We start from the raw sequence: 15,282 nt of genomic DNA, 5'->3' as shown, positions 1-15,282 counted from the left end.
TACCCCCCCCCCCCCCCCCCCCCCCCCCCCCCCCCCCCCCCCCCCCCCCCGCCCCCCCCCCCCCCCCCCCCCCCCCCCCGGGGGGGGCCCCCCCCCCCCCCCCCCCACCTGAGGTTCCTGGAGCTATCCGCAGTTCGTCCAGTAGCCGCCGCCCTTTCCGTCGGCCACGAACGCTCCCTTGGCGTTGGCCACGGTCCAGGACAGGCGCAGGTTGAGGGTTCCGCTGCCGCGGGCGACGCCCGTGGTGTTCGCGCCGTCGCCGCTGGACGTACCGGTCCACCGTAAGGTGATCCGCCCGAACTCGGTGGCGGGCGGCCCCGGACAGCCGGGCCGCGAGGCGGGCACGCGCACCCGGAACGCGTGCGTGGAGACCGCGATCCCCTTCGATCCGGACACCGCGGTGATCTTACAGTCACCCGGACAAACCAACCTGAATGATCCGGTACGGCGGGTGCCCAGGTTGATCGACGACGGCGACAGGCTCGCGACCGGGGGATTGGGACCGGGCAGGGCTATCTTCTGCGGCCGGACCTCGCCGGTGGGGGTGTCGCTCATCTTGGATTCCGGCTTGGACGGTGCTGCCGTGGCACTCGGGTCGCCCTTGGCCGACGGGGTGGGCGCGGGGCCGGTCGCCGTCACGCCGGCCGGTGGTGGGACCACCGTGGGGTTGAGCGTGACGTTGGGGCCGTTGGCCGGTGGTGCGGCCGGGATGGTGCCGGTGTTCGACAGGCGGGTGGTGTGCGTCTCGGACATGGCGGGGCGCTGGCGGCTCTGAAGGCCGGACCAGGCGAGGCTCGCCACCAGCATCCCGGCGCCGACGAGCAGCCCCACCGTGGCCACGGACCGGATGGTGAACCGGCCGTCGGGCCCGAAGTCGTCGGGACGGTTGCGCCAGAACTCCGAGTCCGGGTCCTCCGGGCGGTCGCGCCAGATGTCCGCGTCCGGCTCGGCGCCTCCTGGGCCGAGGTCGGTGCTGGGGGTCGCGACCAGGAGGTCTCGGTGCTCGCCGCCGGCGATGATCAGGGCGTCACGGTGGGTTCCGGCGGTGGTGAACAGGGCGTCCGGGCGGTTTGTGGTGAATGGCTCGTTTCGGTGGGTGGTGAGCAGAGCATCCTGGCCCGCTGTGCTGAACGGTCCGTTTCGGCGGGTGGCGGGGGTGGAGGTCAGGGCGTTCTGGCGGGTGCCGGTGGTCGCGATCAGAGTGTCCGGACGCGTGCCTGTCGTGGCGAACGGTCCGTCTCCGCGGGTGCCGGGGGCGGTGGTCGCGGCGCCTCGGTGGGTGTCTGGGGTGGGGGTGTCCCGGCGGTTACCGGACGTGGCCGCGTCCCGGTGCGGGCTCGTGGTCGTGGCGTCCCGGCGGCTGCTCGGGGCCGAGGGGGCCGGGCGGCTCCTGGCGGCGGAGGTTTCGCGGCGGGTGCCGCTGGCCGCTACGAAGACGCCCTGCCTGTCGCGGGCGGTGGCCACCAGGACGTCCCGGTGACGATCGCCGAAGGGGTGCCGGCCACGAGGCCCCGCACCGGCCGCCGGACCACGATCGGACGCATCCGGCGGCGCCTGGCCGGTGGACGCACCCGGCACGGGCGGGTCGTCGACGCCCAGCGCAGGTGGCTCGCCGACGGGGGCGCCCAGAGGCGGCCGGTTGCCGACGGGGGCGCCCAGCGTGGGCGGCTTGGCGATGGGGGCGGTCCGAGGTCGCCGGTTGCCGGTGGGCGCGGTCGCCGCGTGCGGGTTGGCCGGTGGCGTGCCCAACTCGTGGCGACTCTGTGCGGGCACTTCAGGCACCGGAGGCCCACCGATGACCAGCCCAGGCAACCGCAAGACCGGCTGGGGTGGCGGAGAGGCCGCTTCGGGCAGCCGCAAGACCGGCTCAGGTGGCGGCGAGGTCACCTCGGGCGGTGGTGAGTCAGCTGGGCTCGCATTCCGGTCCTGCTGGCGGTTGGTGGGGGCGCCTTGTGGGGGAGCCGCCGGAGCCTCAAACGTGGGGGCGGCCAGGATGCCGGGAGCGGACGGGCCAGTAGCCGCGGCGCTCCGCGGAAGGACGCCGGCAGCGGGTTTCCGGGCGAGCGGAATGGTGGTCTCGTGATCGCGAGGCGCCGGACTCGCGTCCGGGTCGGACCGCTGAAGCGGAATGGCGGCCGGGGCGTCGTGACGAGGCGGGGTGGCGGGTGGCGCGTCGTGTCGGGCCGGAATGGCGGGTGGCGCGTCGGGCCGGGCCGGGGTGGTGGTTGGTCTGTTGTGTCGGGTTGGGACGGTGGTGGGAGCGCGGTGGCTCCTGTGGGGTTTGCGCTCCTGGCCGGCGGCAGCCGCGCCCGCCGCCGGCCAGGAGCTTCCCCTGGTCGCCGCCGTGGGGTCGGCGATCGGGGAGATCAGCATCGGAGCGGCCTCGACCAGCCCCCGAACCTGCACGGGGAACCCGTCCACGCGCCACAGCTCGCCCGCGTCCGGCAGCGGCTGGGCCCACGTCAGGCGGTCGCGCAGCGTGGGTGGAGCGGTGGCGATGGGCAGCTCACGCAGTAATGTGGCCGCCACCACGGCCCGGGGCGCCGCCCGGCACGTGGGGCAGATGGGGATGTGGCGGCTGATGCGGGCCCGGTTGCGCCGCGTGGGCGTCGTCGCCCAGGCCGAGACCTTGGCGGCGAGCTGGCCGCAGCCGTTGGCGGCCCGGGCGGCGATGACGGCGGAGAACCATCGCTCCACCCCGCGGGCCGCCTCGCTCACGATGGACGTCACGTCCGGGGGCGTCACATCGAAGATCACCGCGATCTCCTGATGCGTGAGCCCGTGCCGTACGGACAGGTCGAGCAGCTCCCGCTGCAGGGTGTCCAGCGCGCGCAGAGCCTCGGGCAGCAGGTCCGGCATCCGGCCGGAACGCGACCACGAGCCGGTGCTCGCGGGGCCGGCCACGGTCGCGCGATGCGCCCGGGCCAGCCCGTAGAGCCACGGCCGCACCAGGGAGGAGTCGACGACCCGGTGCGTGTGACCGTGCGCTGACAGCAGCGCTCCGGCGACCGCCAGTTCGGCCTCGCTCTGGGCGAGCTCCGTCCGGCAGTAGTCGTAGAGGTGGGACCCGTACTCGTCGCACAGGTCGCGGATCTCATCACGTACGTCCTCGGTCAACGTCCGCCACATCACCTGTGCCACCTCCTTCCAGAGCTGCTGAAAGCCGAAGAGTCACCGAAGAAGCCTCAGCCGGGTAACTGCTCCGCGATCTCCGTCGCCCAGTAGGTGATCACGCTCCCGGCGCCCGCCCGCCGGATCGCCGTCAGGCTCTCCCGGATGGCGCGGTCGCGGACGAGCCACCCCTGGGCGGCGGCGGCCTCGATCGCGGCGTACTCGCCGGAGGTCTGGTACGCGGAGACCGGCACGTGGACCGCGTCGGCCACCATGCGTACGACGTCCAGATACAGACCCGCCGGTTTGACCATCACCATGTCGGCCCCCTCCTCGATGTCCAGCAGCACCTCGCGCAGCGCCTCGCGGCTGTTGGCGGGATCCTGCTGGGCGGTCGAGCGGGTGCCGGTCAGCCGCGATTCGACGGCGTCGCGGAACGGGCCGTAGAAGGCGGAGTCGTACTTGGCGGCGTAGGCCAGGATCGCCACCCGATCGTGGCCGGCCCGGTCGAGCGCCTGCCTGACGGCGGCGACCTGGCCGTCCATCATGCCGCTCGGCGCCACCACGTGCGCGCCCGCGTTGGCCTGGGCGATGGCGACCTCGGCGTAGGCACGCAGGGTGGCGTCGTTGTCGACGTCGCCGCTCGCGTCCAGGACGCCGACCTGGCCGTGCTCGGTGTATTCGTCCAGGTTGATGTCGCTGATCACCACGGTGGCGTCGCCCACTTCCTTGGCGACGTCGGCGATGGCCAGTTGCGCGATGCCGCACGGGTCCCAGGCGCCGTAGCCTTCGGGGTCCTTCTCGGCCGGGATGCCGAAGATCAGCAGGCCGCCGACGCCCGCGGTGGCCGCGGCCGAGGCCGCCTTGCGCAGGCTGTCGCGGGTGTGCTGGACCTGGCCGGGCATGCTGGGGATCTCACGGGGTTCGTCGAGTCCTTCGCGGACGAACAAGGGCTGCACCAGGTCGGCCGGATGCAGCCGCGTTTCGGCGACCAGGCCGCGCAGAGCGGATGTGCGCCGCAGGCGGCGGGGACGGTCAGCGGGGAAGCTCATGGGTCCTAGCCTCCGATTACCTTGCCGAGGAAAACACGTTCCGCGTGCCTGACAGCATCCGCGGGCGGGAGCCGATACCAGTAGCCGCTGGTGCTGCGCGCGGTGATGTTGAGCCGGCGCAGGTGGCACAGGTGTTCGGCCGTCTTGACCGCCAGCCCGTCCGGGTCGATCACCGGCAGGCCGTGCAGTTCGTGCACGCCGAGGTGGACGAGGATCTCGTTCGGGATGCCTTCGGCGGGCACCAGCCACTGCGCGCCCGCGTCCGCCGCCCGTTTCGCGGCACTGGTGTACGCCTTGAGCAGCGGGCCGAAGTCCTGGGCCAGGGCTCGCTGGACGAGGGTGGTGCCGTCCTCCACCACCTGATATGAGGCCAGGTCGGCGCCCGCCGCCCGGATGTTCTCGGTGATCGGTTCGGCCAGGTACGGGATGAAGCCCAGCACGCCGAGCCGGTGGCGCTCCATGCGCGCCGCCTGCCAGACCGCGTCGCCGTAGCCGATCACGGGGATCGACACGCGTGAGCGGGCGGCGGCCAGCCCGGGGTCCTGCCCCGCGCCGCTGATCCAGGCGGCGCACCCGTCGCGTTCCGCCGCCACGGCCGTCTGGGCGAAGTAGTTGCCGAACAGCAGTCCCAGCTGCCCGTAGCCGACCAGGTGCTCGGGCAGGTCGGTGCCGTATGTGTCGGCCGGCAACGTGTGGATCTCCACCTCGGTGCCGGGTTCGGTGATCTTGGATAAGTGCTCGGCGTACAGTTTGTCCAGCAGGGCGGACCGACCCTCGACGGTGTGTTTCTGGAACCAGATGCGCATGTCAGCCATGCCTCACGTGAGATTGATGGGGCCTTGAGCGATCGGGCATCGTGTCGAGCATCGAGGCTTGCGCCAGGTAGGCGCGGGTGGACTCCGGATCGCCGGCGATGGCGCGCAGCCCCGCCATGGCCGCCGCCAGCTTCGTGGTGTCTCGGTCCTGCACACCGGCCACCCGCGCTTCGCTGCGCGGGATCACCCGGTTGACCAGTACGGTGCGCCGCCGCCACGCCCACGCGTCCAGCGCGGCGGGTGCGGTGAATCCGCCGAGCACGGCCGCGAGCACCTGGCCGATCTCGACGGCGTCGTGGATGCCGGCGTTCATGTTCAGGCCGCCGGCCGTGGAGGTCAGGTGCGCGGCGTCGCCGACGAACAGCACCCGCCCGCACCGGTAGTCGGCCAGCACGCCGCGGGCCAGGCTGTATCGGTCGGCCCCGATCACACGGATCGGCGTCTCCTCGGTGGGCAGGGCGCGGTGCACCAGTTTGGCGATGTTCTGGGGATTGAGCGGGTCGCGGGCGTTGCCCGGGATCCTGATGATGATCCGCCAGTGATCGGGCAGCGCCAGCAGGCTGCACGACTGGCGGGAGTCGCGGACGTAGGTCAGCGGCGCCAGGCCGGGCAGCAGCGCGTCGAGCGGTGAGTCGGTGAAGACCCGCAGCGCCTGCGTCGGATACTCCGAGCGCGGGAACGGCAGGCCGAGCGAGCTGCGCACGGTGCTGTGCGCGCCGTCCGCCGCGACCACGTAGCGGGCCCGCGCCCATGTGCGGCCGATGCGCAGCCGGACGCCCGTGCCGCCCTCGGCGATCCCGTCGACCGGGGTGCCGAAGCGCACCTCCGCCTCCGGGTAGGCCGACAGCGCCTCCAGCAGCAGCGCGGTGAGCGTGGACTGCTCGGCGTGCAGCCGGAACGGGTGCTCGGTCAGGCCGTCGAGGCTGCCCATCAGCATCTCGGCCAGCACCCGGCCCGCCCGGTCACGCCACTGGACCCGCTCCACCACCCGGCCACGGGCGATCAGCGCGGTGGCGATCCCGAGCTCCTCCAGCAGGTCGAGCGTGGCCGGGTGGAAGGTCGAGGCCCGTGACTGCCGGCCGAGGCCCGGCTCGCGTTCCAGGACCGTCACCGGCACGCCGGCCCGCGCCAGCGTGAGCGCCGCGGTCAGCCCGACCGGGCCCGCGCCGACCACGGTGACGCCGTTCATGACCGCCCCTGCGCGACCGGGCGGTGGGGCACCCGGCTGAGCGTGACCGGCTGACCGGTCGCGTGCGCCAGCGCCCACCAGGCGCTGCACAGGTTCGAGGTGAGCAGGATCCGGTCGTTGCCGGCGCCCAGGGGCCCCAGCGCGGGCAGGGTGGACATCCCGGTGCCGCTGAACAGCACCACCGCGTCGGCCGGCAGGCCGGCCTGTTCCACCTGCTCGACCAGCTCGTTCGGCGTGACGGTGTACGGAGAGAAGCCGCCCTGCGCCCGTACCGGTATCACGCGGGTGACGCGCAGGCCCGTCGCCGCCCAGAACCGTTCGGCGAGTTCGGTGAGCCAGGGCTGATACGGCGAGACGAGCACGAACTCCTGCGCCCCGATGTGCTCCAGCGCCTCCCGCGTCGCCAGTGTCGCCGAGGCGAAGGGGATGCCCGCCTCACCGCTCAGCTTGTCGCACCTCTCACGATCCTCCTCGGGTGCGAACAGATATCGCGAGCCGCTGCACGCCATGACCAGTGCGTCGAGCGGCAGGTCGCCGAACGAGCAGATCATCGCGGGCAGGACCTCGTTGTAGGTCTCCAGCCGCTCGGCCAGCGTCAGGCCGGGCCGTACCGGGAAGCGGCTCACGTACATGTCGGCCCGGGACCCGAACAGCCGGGCCAGCTCGGGCTCCACCGATGGATTCGCCGGCGGTACCAGCACGCCGACCCGGCCGCGGCTCATCAGGCGCTCCTGGCTGGATGGTCGAGTGAGAAAGCAGGCAGTTCGAGGGAGAACAGCTCACATAAGGCGTCCGCGTAGCTCTCTCCCAGAGGGGAGTCGGCATGGCTGGTCACCCGGCTGATCGGCTCGCGCAGGAAGGCGTCGACCACCCGCTGGACGGCGTCCTTGATCTCGGCGCGGGCCGCGGCGTCCAGGCTGGGCGCGCGGGAGGCAAGCCGTCCGAGCTCGGCGTCCGCGACGGCGGCCGCCTTCCGTTTCAGTGCTTGTACGACGGGGACGGTAGGCGGCACCGGCACCGTTGGGACCCTTCTGGAGCCATTAGGGCAGCGGTACGAAGCCCCCAGAGCGTTCCCGCCTTCGCCGGCGGTCGCCCGGCGGGCGAGGGTGGCGGGCATCAGCAACCCGACCAAGCCGCGGCCCAGAACGCCGCCTCCCGACGCGCCCGCGCCTCGTCCCAGTCGGTGAGGACGAGCCGGATCTCGCCGCGCTCCACTCCTAGGAGATCCACCGCTGCCCCGATCACGGTATCGGCGAACTCCCGTTGTCTATCTACTGCCAGTCCTGCCGGGGATTCGACCTGGATGGTGAGCATGAGTTCCTCCTGCGAGGGAGCCTGGGGGGTTCAAGGAACGGCCTGAGAGGAGTCAGGGAAGCTGGTGGAGCGCCTGGTCGATCACGCTGATCGCCTGGTCCGACACCTGCCGGATGTGGCGAAGCCGGTGGACGGTGCGCGCCGTCAGCTCGGGCGGGGTCTGCGGCGGCACGCCGCCGTTGGCGGCCGCCTGGGTGGGGCTGCTCTGACGGGGGCCGCTCTGACGGGGAATGGTCTGTAGCGGAATGCTCTGGGGTGGAATGCTCGCGGGCTGTGTGTCGTCGGTATCGGGCCTGGCACCTGGCGGCAGCACGTGCCGGACGCTGGGCGAGCGCACTTCGTAGGGATGCGGGTACGGCCTGCGGGTCTCGTTCGCGAGCATGATCACTCCTGTCAGCGCTGGTCAAGGGTCCGGAATGCGGACGGGTCTCGGACGCCGAAGCGGGCCAGCTCATGCTCGGCCTCGCTGCGGACCTGGACGAAGCTGTCGCGGAGCTCGGCGAGCAGGCTGCGCAGCAACACCAGCTCCGCTTCCGCTTCTCGCAGGGAGGGACGGCGTGGCCGGTTGCTGGTGGCCGCGACGGCTACGCGGATCAGTGCCGCGACACCGAGCAGGACCGCCACCGCCAGGCAGGCCACCAGCACCGTGGAGAAGCCCGGCATCGGTCCGGCCAGCATGGGATGGTCGACCAGCACCGAGGCGCCGGCCACGCCGATGGCTCCGCCGAGCATGCGCGCGGTGTTGATCGCGCCGACCGCTGAGGCGTACTGGCTGGGGTCGGCGGCCATCGAGCCGACCATGAACGTTCCGGTGGACAGGAAGCCGAACCCGGTGCCCAGCATGACCGCGCCCAACAGGCACCACAGGTTCGGGTGCGGCTGGGCCAGCATCAGCGCACAGCCCGTGCCGAGCATGAGGGCACCGCCATAGATGACGCCGTTGATGCCGATGCGCCGGCTGATCGGTGCGGCCATCGGGCTTGAAACGATCATGGCGATGGAGATCGGGGTGAGCCAGAGGCCGATGGTGCTCGTGTCGAACTCGGCGTTGCGCAGGTAGAGCGGCCCCATGGCCAGCACGACGAAGGATGCGGCTCCGTACATGGAGGAGGTGGCGCCGGCCCACAGGAAGCCGGGACGCCGCCACAGGCTCATGTCGATCGCTCCGGCGCGATGCCGCCACGAGATCGCGATGGCCCCGGCCAACAGCAGGCCGCCGCCTCCCGCGCACGCCAGCGTGCGCATGGAGGTCCAGCCCCACAGGCTGCCCTGGGAGATGGCCAGCACCGCTCCCGCGACCGCGCCGATCAGCAGGACCGCGCCGAACAGGTCCGGTACGCCCTGCCTGGTGCCGCGGTTGCGGGGCAGCGCCGGGGTGAGCATCAGCAGCGCCGCCGCGAGTCCCGCGCCGGGCAGGAACAGGCCGCGCCAGCCGTACTCGGTCAGCAGCCAGCCCCCGCCCCCTTGCAGGGCCAGGGCCCCGATGCCGGACGACGCGCTCCACAGCGCGATGGCTCCGGCGCGGCGGTTGGCGGGCAGCTCGCCGAGCAGCAGCGCCAGCGAGGCGGGGAACATCAGCGCCGCCCCCACCCCCTGGGCCACCCGCCCGGTGAGGAGCAGGGTCCAGGACGGGGCGGCGATGACCGTCGTCGCGCCCAGGCCGTACAGGGCCAGCCCGAGCGCGAGGACGCTGCGCCTGCCCAGCAGGTCGGCGAAGCGTCCGGCGGTGGCGAGCAGCGCCGCGACCGCGGCGAAGTTGACCGTGCTCACCCAGGTGACCTCGGCCAGCGGCAGGGCCGCCGCCAGCGGGTCTCGGCTGAGCACGGGGATCGCCAACGTCGTCGCGGTGCTGTCCGCCATGATGGCGACCACCACCCCGGAGGCGACCAGCCGCAGTACGGCGAACCGCCCCCGGATCCGGCGAGCCGACGGCATCGCGGGCACCACCATGGGACCGGTGACGCCCTCGCGGATGGGCGTCAAGGTCATCGGGCCGACTCCGCGTAGCTGAGTTCGGGCTCGACCGGGGCCGGAACGGGTTCGGCGGGAACCGGCACCGGGCTGTTGTTCGGCACGCTCGCGGCGACGACCCGCTCGGACAGGCCGATGTCGCGGCTGCTCGTGCGGACCCTGGACGGCACGTCGCCGCCGGCCAGCGTCAGGGCGACCTGCGCGGCCAGGGCCAGGTGCTCGGCACAGCGGCGGGCCACCTTGGCCTCCAGACCGGCGATCTGCGCCAGCCTGAGCCGCAGCGGCTCCACGGTAGCGGTGCGTTCGAGCCCGTCGAGGTCGGCGAGTCTGTCGGGCCAGCGCAGCGACCGGCTGAGCTGCGTCTCCACCTCGAGGGTGATCTCGTCGACGGACAGGTCCCGGTCCTTCAGCGGGTTGGCGATCATGACGGCCATGACCGCGGTCTGGTCGAAGTCGGCCAGCCGGCCCCTCAGCGCCGCGGCCAGCATGCGGGCGCGGTGGTGCAGGCAGTCGGCGCTCCAACCGAGCACCAGCAGGCGATCGGCGCCCGCCTCCGTGTGCCACCCGGCGAGCCGCAGCTCGCGGGCCATGCGGTGTTGCACACTCCACCGGTCGGGGGTGTCGTCCACCCAGACCTGTACGCCGCCAAGTGGCAGCTCGGCTACATGGATCACATTCCTCTCTGGGGCCGCCCGAGCGCAGACGCGTCTGATCACGTTCGCCTGCGCGGGCGGGGCCGGATTCTTCGAGAACCAGGAACGGACCTTGGAATCGACGGAATCGACGGTCACGTCCGGCCACCTCCTCGCCGGAGACTCTCCAGAACCCTCCGGCTGTCAAGTCTCAGTTACCACGATCAGTACGATAGTGGGCGTCCCCCGCTCGTTGTGTCAACTGACAGTTTTCGTATACATTGACCTCCCGCTGCGGAGTTTCGCTTCCCGCGGGGCAGGGGACGGCGAGCCAGGCTTCCTTTACGCTGGAGGCTTGTGGCGGCTGGGAGGTACGAGTGGCGAACTTCGCCGAGCGACTCGATCTCGCTCTGAGCAAGCGCGGCTTTTCGGGGGCTCAACTTGCCGCGGCCCTCACCGAAGCCGGCATCCCGATCACGCGCGCCTACGTCAGCCAGTTGCGCACGGGCAAGCAGACCAACCCGACCCTCCAGGTGCTACGCGCCCTCGCCGCCTGCCTCCAGGTGAGCGTGGGCTGGCTGCTGGGCGAGGACGCCGTGGACTCCGGCGCGGTCGAGGAGCTCCAGTTGCGGGCCGCCGCGATCGGCGCGTCCGCCTCCGGGCTCTCCGACGGGTCGCTGAGTGTCCTGCGTGGCGTGATAGGGCTCGCGCGCGCGGCCGAGGGATTGCCCGAGCAACCGGAGACCACCGCCCCCGAGATCCCCGAGGCCGCGGCCCCGCTGACCGAGCCGCAACGCGAAGCGCTCGGCGACCGCCTGCGCAACCTCCGGCTGATCGCGCGCATGTCGCCGGAGGAGGTCGAGACCTCCCTGGGCCGGGGCGCCGCCGCCATCGGCGCGATCGAGGAGGGCCGCGTCACGCCCGCGCCCGTCACGGTCGAGCGCCTGCTCACCCTCTACGGCGTGACCGCCCCGCCGACCCGCGAGTACGTCCTGTCGCTGGCTCGCGGCGAACGCCCGCCCTCCTGGTACGACGCCGGCTCCGTGCCCGTCTGGATGGCCGCGACGTACGCGCTGGAGCAGCGGGCCTCGCTGATCCGCACCTACCAGACCCAGCTCGTCCCGCCGCTGCTGCAGACCGAGGCCTACGCGCGGGCCGCCATCGAGGTGGCGGGCAACGCCGGGCTCGGCCAGACGTCGGCCGACGCGGCCGTGGGCCTGATCCGCTCCCGCCAGGCGCTGCTGAACCATGGCGACGGCCCCGTGCTGTGGGCGGTGATCGACGAGAGCGTCCTGCTGCGCTCGATCGCCGACCTCCAGACGCAGGCGGCTCAGCTCGACCGGCTGATCGAGTACGCGAAGCGGCCCAACATCTCGCTGCACATCGTGCCGATCGACGATCCGATCTATCTGCCCCGTAGCGGATCGTTCACCATGTGGCGCTTCCCGGAGGCCTTCGAGCCCGATGTGGCCTGCGCCCACGCCATCGACTCCGATGAAGTGATCACCGATGCGGCCGCGGTCGAGGCCTATCACCAGGCCTTCACCAAGCTGTCGGTCACCACCACCATGGGCGACGAAACCCACGAGTTGCTGTATGCGCACCGTGACCGTCTGACCCATAGATGATCTGACACTTCCCCGCGCCACAACGGGAAATGGATATTTCCCAACAAATATTGCTCTTTCTATTGTCAGATCCGGGCGTTGATGGATCATTGGTATTGTTGGACCAAATGAGTGGGGTCAGTGGGATCAACTTTCTTCCTGGCGAGGGGAAAGGGGCAACACTCAATGCGTCAGCGTGCCATCCGAAATCTGACCAACCTTGACACCACCCGCGCGAGTGTCACCCGAATACTCGACGCCGCCGCGGGGGGAAAGAACCATTTCGAGGTTGACAGTGATGCGGTGCGCCGTTACGACGAGGCGGTTCCGGTCACCGGCTCCGCCGCACGAGCCGTCCTCCGCTACCTGGCACGGGTGGTGAGCCATCTGGCCGGCTCCGGCATCGACCAGTTCCTGATCATCGGCAGTGGCGTGCCCAGCGCGCTGCCGCCCGGACATCAGTTACATGACGTCGCCCGCGACGCCTCGGCCGCCTCTGACGTTCGCGTGGTCTATGTCGAGAACGACCCCATGGTCCTGGCCAGTGCCCACGTCACCATCGAGCGCGTCCACGACCTGGTACGGGTCGTGGAAGGTGACGTACGACAGATCGACGAGCTGCTCGCCGACGAGGTCGTGGCCCGGTTCATCGACTGGGAACGGCCTGTCGGGGTGTTGCTCCTGTCCACTCACAGCCTCAACGACGACGAGCTGGCGTCCTTCGTGATCAAGCGCCTGCGCCACGCCGTCGTGGACGGCAGCTACCTGGGGCTCCTTCAGACCACCTTCGACGGGATCCCCGCCGAACTGCTGCCCGCCATCAACGACCTGCTCGCGATGACGCTGCCGGGACACGTGATCCGCTCGCGTGCCGAGGTGGCGGCCTTGCTGGACGGTCTCGAACTGCTGGAGCCGGGACTGGTGTGGGTCCCGCTCTGGCGGCCCGACGGCTTGGACTCCCCGTGTGCGGACCAGCCGAGTTCGTCGGGCAATTACGGCGCCGTGGCCCGCCTTCCCTGATACGCCCGGCCATGGCGCCTTCGCGGGTGCCCCCCGCGACCGAGGGTCCGGCCCGGTGCACCGGCCGGACCCTCAGGGTCCAGGGCTAGTCCCACCAGAACGACCAGTAATGCCGGCCGATGATCTGCTCGGCGTAACTGTGCAGATCGCCCGGCCCCTGGACGACGTTGTCCGGGCAGAAGGTCCAGTGCTCGGCCGCCACGTGCAGCGCGTGCTCGGGCTCGACCGGCGGTGCGGCGACGCTCAGCTCCAGCGTGTTGAAGCCGACGCCGACCACGCGGACCCCGAACCGGTCCTCCCAGCTGCGTACCACCGCCGCCAGCGGCACCATCCACTCGTTGTGGTGCAGCGCCCCCTGCCAGCCCATCACGGCCAGCGCGTCGGCGCCCCGGTGCGCGGCGACCAGGCCGAGCGGCAGGCCCCTGGCCGACAGCTCACCGGCGTACCAGTCGGCGACGGCGCCCGGGTCGGCCCTCAGCACCCCAGGCGGCGCCGGGCCCGGACAGAGCGCGCCGAACGGCTCCAGCTCCTCCAGGGCGTCCGGCGGCATCTTGCCGACCCACTCCTGCCACACCTCGGCCATGAACCCCTCGGCCGTGAAGTGCTCGATCATCAGCACCTCGTCCGGCACGACCTGGCCGATCGACCAGGGCTGCGCGGACTCGTCCAGCAGGACGGGCCACAGGCCGCTACGCGGGTGGGCGGTCCGAAACCGCGCCCAGTCAGTGCCCGCCACGGCCTCGTCGCTCATCCAGAACGCTGGCCTGGCCGCCTCGCCCTGGTGCGTGTAGCCGGGATCGGGCCAGACGACGTCGCCCTCGGGCAGGCCGACCGGCAGGAGCCGCCCTCTGCCGCCGTCGGCGAACAGCTGGCACACCTCACGTGGCAGCTGATGATCGTTCATGCCCTACCGTTTCACTACCGAATCCTGTCTCGGAGATGGTAGTCCCGACGGTTGCTCCAGGACTTTTGTCCTGGGCGATCCCGTACAGGCGAATCTTCTGCCGGCCACCCCGTCTTCGAGACGGTGGAGGCATGAAGATTCTGCTAGCGCTGGCCGTGCTCGTCACCGGGTGCGCCGAACCGGCCGTCAGCAAGCCCGGGGCCGTCGCGGATCCGGCGGTCGTCGAGACCGATTCGGGGGCCGTGCGCGGCACGGTGACCTCGGCGAACCGCCTCTTCCAGGGCATCAAGTACGCCACGGCGGCGCGCTGGGACTCGCCGCAGCCCGTGCCCGCGTGGCAGGGGGTGCGGGAGGCCACCAAACCCGGCGCCCTGTGCCCGCAGGTCGGCACTCCGTACGCGCCGACCAGCAGCGACAACGAGGACTGCCTGTTCCTGAACGTCACCACGCCCGCCGTTCCGGGCAGCAGGCGGCCGGTCATGGTGTGGATCCACGGTGACGGCGCGGTCGGCGCGGGCCACTTCTCCGACGCCCGGAAGCTGGCCGCCAAGGGCGTGGTGGTCGTGACGATCAACTACCGGCTCGGCGTGTTCAGCGGTTTCGGCTACCCAGGGCTGCGTAACTCCGGCACGTTCGGCCTGCAAGATCAGCAGGAGGCGCTGCGCTGGGTCAAGCGCAACGCGGCGGCGTTCGGCGGCGACCCGGGCAACGTGACCGCCTTCGGCATCTCCTACGGCGCGCTGTCGATCGGCGGCCAGCTCTCCTCGCCGGGGGCCAAGGGCCTGTTCCAGCGGGCGATCATGCAGAGCGGCGAGACCCTGATGGACATGCCCGCCAACAGCATGGTGCCGGGCGTGCCCGCCCTGCCGTCGTTCGCGTGGCGGCCCGCCGCCCAGGTCAGCGCCATCGGGCAGGTGTACGCCAAGCAACTCGGCTGCTCGGACCTGGCCTGCCTGCGCGCGCTGCCGGTCAAGAAGATCCTTGAGGTGCCGCAGATCATGAACGCCTTCCAGTCGTACGCGTACGGGAACGACGTCCTGCCCGAATCGCCGGCCGACGCGATGCGGAAGGGGCACACCACCCCGATGCCGGTGCTGGCGGGCACGACGCGGGACGAACACCGGATCTTTGTCGGAATGAATTACGACGTCCAGGGCGCCTCTCCGGTTTACCGGCAATTGCTAAAAGATGCGTTCGGAGCGAACGCTGAGCAAATTGCCCGGAAATATCCGGTAAGTCGCTATAAGTCGCCGAGTATCGCTTGGGCTACCGTGTTGACCGATCGTATGTGGGCCCGGTCCACCCATGAGCAGAACGCGCTGCTGGCCAAGAAGGCGCCGGTCTACGGCTACGAGTTCGCCGACCGGAAGGCGCCGATGTTCCTGCCGCTGGAGGCGGACTTCGACTGGGGCGCCTACCACGCGAGTGACCTGCCGTACATCTTCCCGGAGACCAAGGCCGAGCTGTCGCCCGCCCAGGAGCGGCTGTCCGGGCAGATGATGAGCTACTGGACGAACTTCGCCCGCACCGGCGACCCGAACGGCCGCGGCCTGCCCGCCTGGCCGCGCGTCTCCGCCGGCACCCTGTCCCTGGCCCCGGGGGCCATCCGGCCGGTCGACTACGCTGCCGAGCACAAGCTGGCCTTCTGGAAGTAGGCGAAGGAGGCG

General features: G+C 71.4%; 14 protein-coding genes. 3 read left to right on the top strand and 11 right to left on the bottom strand.

Going from position 1 to position 15,282, the window contains the following annotated elements:
- Positions 1 to 123: 123 nt before the first annotated feature.
- The 10 genes from ACGFNP_RS24670 to ACGFNP_RS24625 all read right to left on the bottom strand — a co-directional run bounded on the left by ACGFNP_RS24670 (position 124) and on the right by ACGFNP_RS24625 (position 10,243).
- The gene (locus ACGFNP_RS24670; protein ID WP_393322401.1) at positions 124 to 3,141 is read right to left on the bottom strand and encodes a hypothetical protein; all 3,018 of its coding nucleotides are present in this window, start codon (positions 3,139 to 3,141) and stop codon (positions 124 to 126) included.
- A gap of 44 nt (positions 3,142 to 3,185) precedes the next feature.
- Positions 3,186 to 4,163, bottom strand: coding sequence for a porphobilinogen synthase (gene hemB / locus ACGFNP_RS24665; protein WP_358315228.1), 978 nt, complete (start codon positions 4,161 to 4,163; stop codon positions 3,186 to 3,188).
- A 5-nt stretch (positions 4,164 to 4,168) separates the two neighbouring features.
- Positions 4,169 to 4,978, bottom strand: a complete 810-nt coding sequence (locus tag ACGFNP_RS24660; RefSeq protein WP_358315225.1) for an aspartate/glutamate racemase family protein — start codon at positions 4,976 to 4,978, stop codon at positions 4,169 to 4,171.
- On the bottom strand, positions 4,971 to 6,167 hold the full coding sequence (locus tag ACGFNP_RS24655) for an FAD-dependent oxidoreductase (protein ID WP_393322397.1): 1,197 nt from the start codon (positions 6,165 to 6,167) through the stop codon (positions 4,971 to 4,973). Before ACGFNP_RS24655 ends, ACGFNP_RS24660 begins: the two co-directional genes overlap by 8 nt.
- A complete protein-coding gene (locus tag ACGFNP_RS24650) occupies positions 6,164 to 6,889 on the bottom strand; it encodes a hypothetical protein (protein ID WP_358315221.1) in 726 nt (241 codons plus the stop codon). The genes ACGFNP_RS24655 and ACGFNP_RS24650 overlap by 4 nt, the downstream gene beginning before the upstream one ends.
- Complete coding sequence (locus ACGFNP_RS24645; protein WP_358315218.1) at positions 6,889 to 7,185, bottom strand: hypothetical protein; 297 nt, start codon at positions 7,183 to 7,185, stop codon at positions 6,889 to 6,891. The genes ACGFNP_RS24650 and ACGFNP_RS24645 overlap by 1 nt, the downstream gene beginning before the upstream one ends.
- Before the next feature lie 98 nt (positions 7,186 to 7,283).
- On the bottom strand, positions 7,284 to 7,481 hold the full coding sequence (locus tag ACGFNP_RS24640) for a hypothetical protein (RefSeq protein WP_214635801.1): 198 nt from the start codon (positions 7,479 to 7,481) through the stop codon (positions 7,284 to 7,286).
- Positions 7,482 to 7,533: 52 nt separating this feature from the next.
- On the bottom strand, positions 7,534 to 7,863 hold the full coding sequence (locus tag ACGFNP_RS24635; RefSeq protein WP_358315212.1) for a hypothetical protein: 330 nt from the start codon (positions 7,861 to 7,863) through the stop codon (positions 7,534 to 7,536).
- Between the two features lie 11 nt (positions 7,864 to 7,874).
- A complete protein-coding gene (locus ACGFNP_RS24630; protein ID WP_358315209.1) occupies positions 7,875 to 9,470 on the bottom strand; it encodes an MFS transporter in 1,596 nt (531 codons plus the stop codon).
- Positions 9,467 to 10,243, bottom strand: a complete 777-nt coding sequence (locus tag ACGFNP_RS24625; RefSeq protein WP_358315207.1) for a hypothetical protein — start codon at positions 10,241 to 10,243, stop codon at positions 9,467 to 9,469. The genes ACGFNP_RS24630 and ACGFNP_RS24625 overlap by 4 nt, the downstream gene beginning before the upstream one ends.
- A 218-nt stretch (positions 10,244 to 10,461) precedes the next feature.
- Here ACGFNP_RS24625 and ACGFNP_RS24620 point away from each other — a divergent pair, with 218 nt between their 5' ends.
- Complete coding sequence (locus ACGFNP_RS24620) at positions 10,462 to 11,712, top strand: Scr1 family TA system antitoxin-like transcriptional regulator (protein WP_393322391.1); 1,251 nt, start codon at positions 10,462 to 10,464, stop codon at positions 11,710 to 11,712.
- Positions 11,713 to 11,877: 165 nt separating this feature from the next.
- Positions 11,878 to 12,711, top strand: a complete 834-nt coding sequence (locus ACGFNP_RS24615) for an SAM-dependent methyltransferase (protein ID WP_358315201.1) — start codon at positions 11,878 to 11,880, stop codon at positions 12,709 to 12,711.
- An 85-nt stretch (positions 12,712 to 12,796) separates the two neighbouring features.
- On the opposite strand, the gene ACGFNP_RS24610 is transcribed toward ACGFNP_RS24615, so the two are convergent.
- Complete coding sequence (locus ACGFNP_RS24610; protein ID WP_358315198.1) at positions 12,797 to 13,615, bottom strand: DUF4253 domain-containing protein; 819 nt, start codon at positions 13,613 to 13,615, stop codon at positions 12,797 to 12,799.
- 131 nt (positions 13,616 to 13,746) lie between these two features.
- Here ACGFNP_RS24610 and ACGFNP_RS24605 point away from each other — a divergent pair, with 131 nt between their 5' ends.
- A complete protein-coding gene (locus tag ACGFNP_RS24605; RefSeq protein ID WP_393322386.1) occupies positions 13,747 to 15,270 on the top strand; it encodes a carboxylesterase/lipase family protein in 1,524 nt (507 codons plus the stop codon).
- The last annotated feature ends 12 nt before the right edge of the window (positions 15,271 to 15,282 follow it).

It is taken from the genome of Nonomuraea sp. NPDC049269, assembly GCF_043197155.1.
In the GTDB taxonomy this organism is placed as follows: Bacteria; Actinomycetota; Actinomycetes; order Streptosporangiales; family Streptosporangiaceae; genus Nonomuraea.
Note: the sequence above shows the minus strand (reverse complement) of the source record. Positions and strands in the feature narration are given on the sequence as shown.

Coding starts and splice junctions, on each gene's coding strand:
- ACGFNP_RS24640 (WP_214635801.1), bottom strand. CDS start 7,481: ATGCTCACCATCCAGGTCGAATCCCCGGCAGGACTGGCAGTAGATAGA.
- ACGFNP_RS24615 (WP_358315201.1), top strand. CDS start 11,878: ATGCGTCAGCGTGCCATCCGAAATCTGACCAACCTTGACACCACCCGC.
- ACGFNP_RS24635 (WP_358315212.1), bottom strand. CDS start 7,863: ATGCTCGCGAACGAGACCCGCAGGCCGTACCCGCATCCCTACGAAGTG.
- hemB (WP_358315228.1), bottom strand. CDS start 4,163: ATGAGCTTCCCCGCTGACCGTCCCCGCCGCCTGCGGCGCACATCCGCT.
- ACGFNP_RS24610 (WP_358315198.1), bottom strand. CDS start 13,615: ATGAACGATCATCAGCTGCCACGTGAGGTGTGCCAGCTGTTCGCCGAC.
- ACGFNP_RS24660 (WP_358315225.1), bottom strand. CDS start 4,978: ATGGCTGACATGCGCATCTGGTTCCAGAAACACACCGTCGAGGGTCGG.
- ACGFNP_RS24650 (WP_358315221.1), bottom strand. CDS start 6,889: ATGAGCCGCGGCCGGGTCGGCGTGCTGGTACCGCCGGCGAATCCATCG.
- ACGFNP_RS24605 (WP_393322386.1), top strand. CDS start 13,747: ATGAAGATTCTGCTAGCGCTGGCCGTGCTCGTCACCGGGTGCGCCGAA.
- ACGFNP_RS24655 (WP_393322397.1), bottom strand. CDS start 6,167: ATGAACGGCGTCACCGTGGTCGGCGCGGGCCCGGTCGGGCTGACCGCG.
- ACGFNP_RS24630 (WP_358315209.1), bottom strand. CDS start 9,470: ATGACCTTGACGCCCATCCGCGAGGGCGTCACCGGTCCCATGGTGGTG.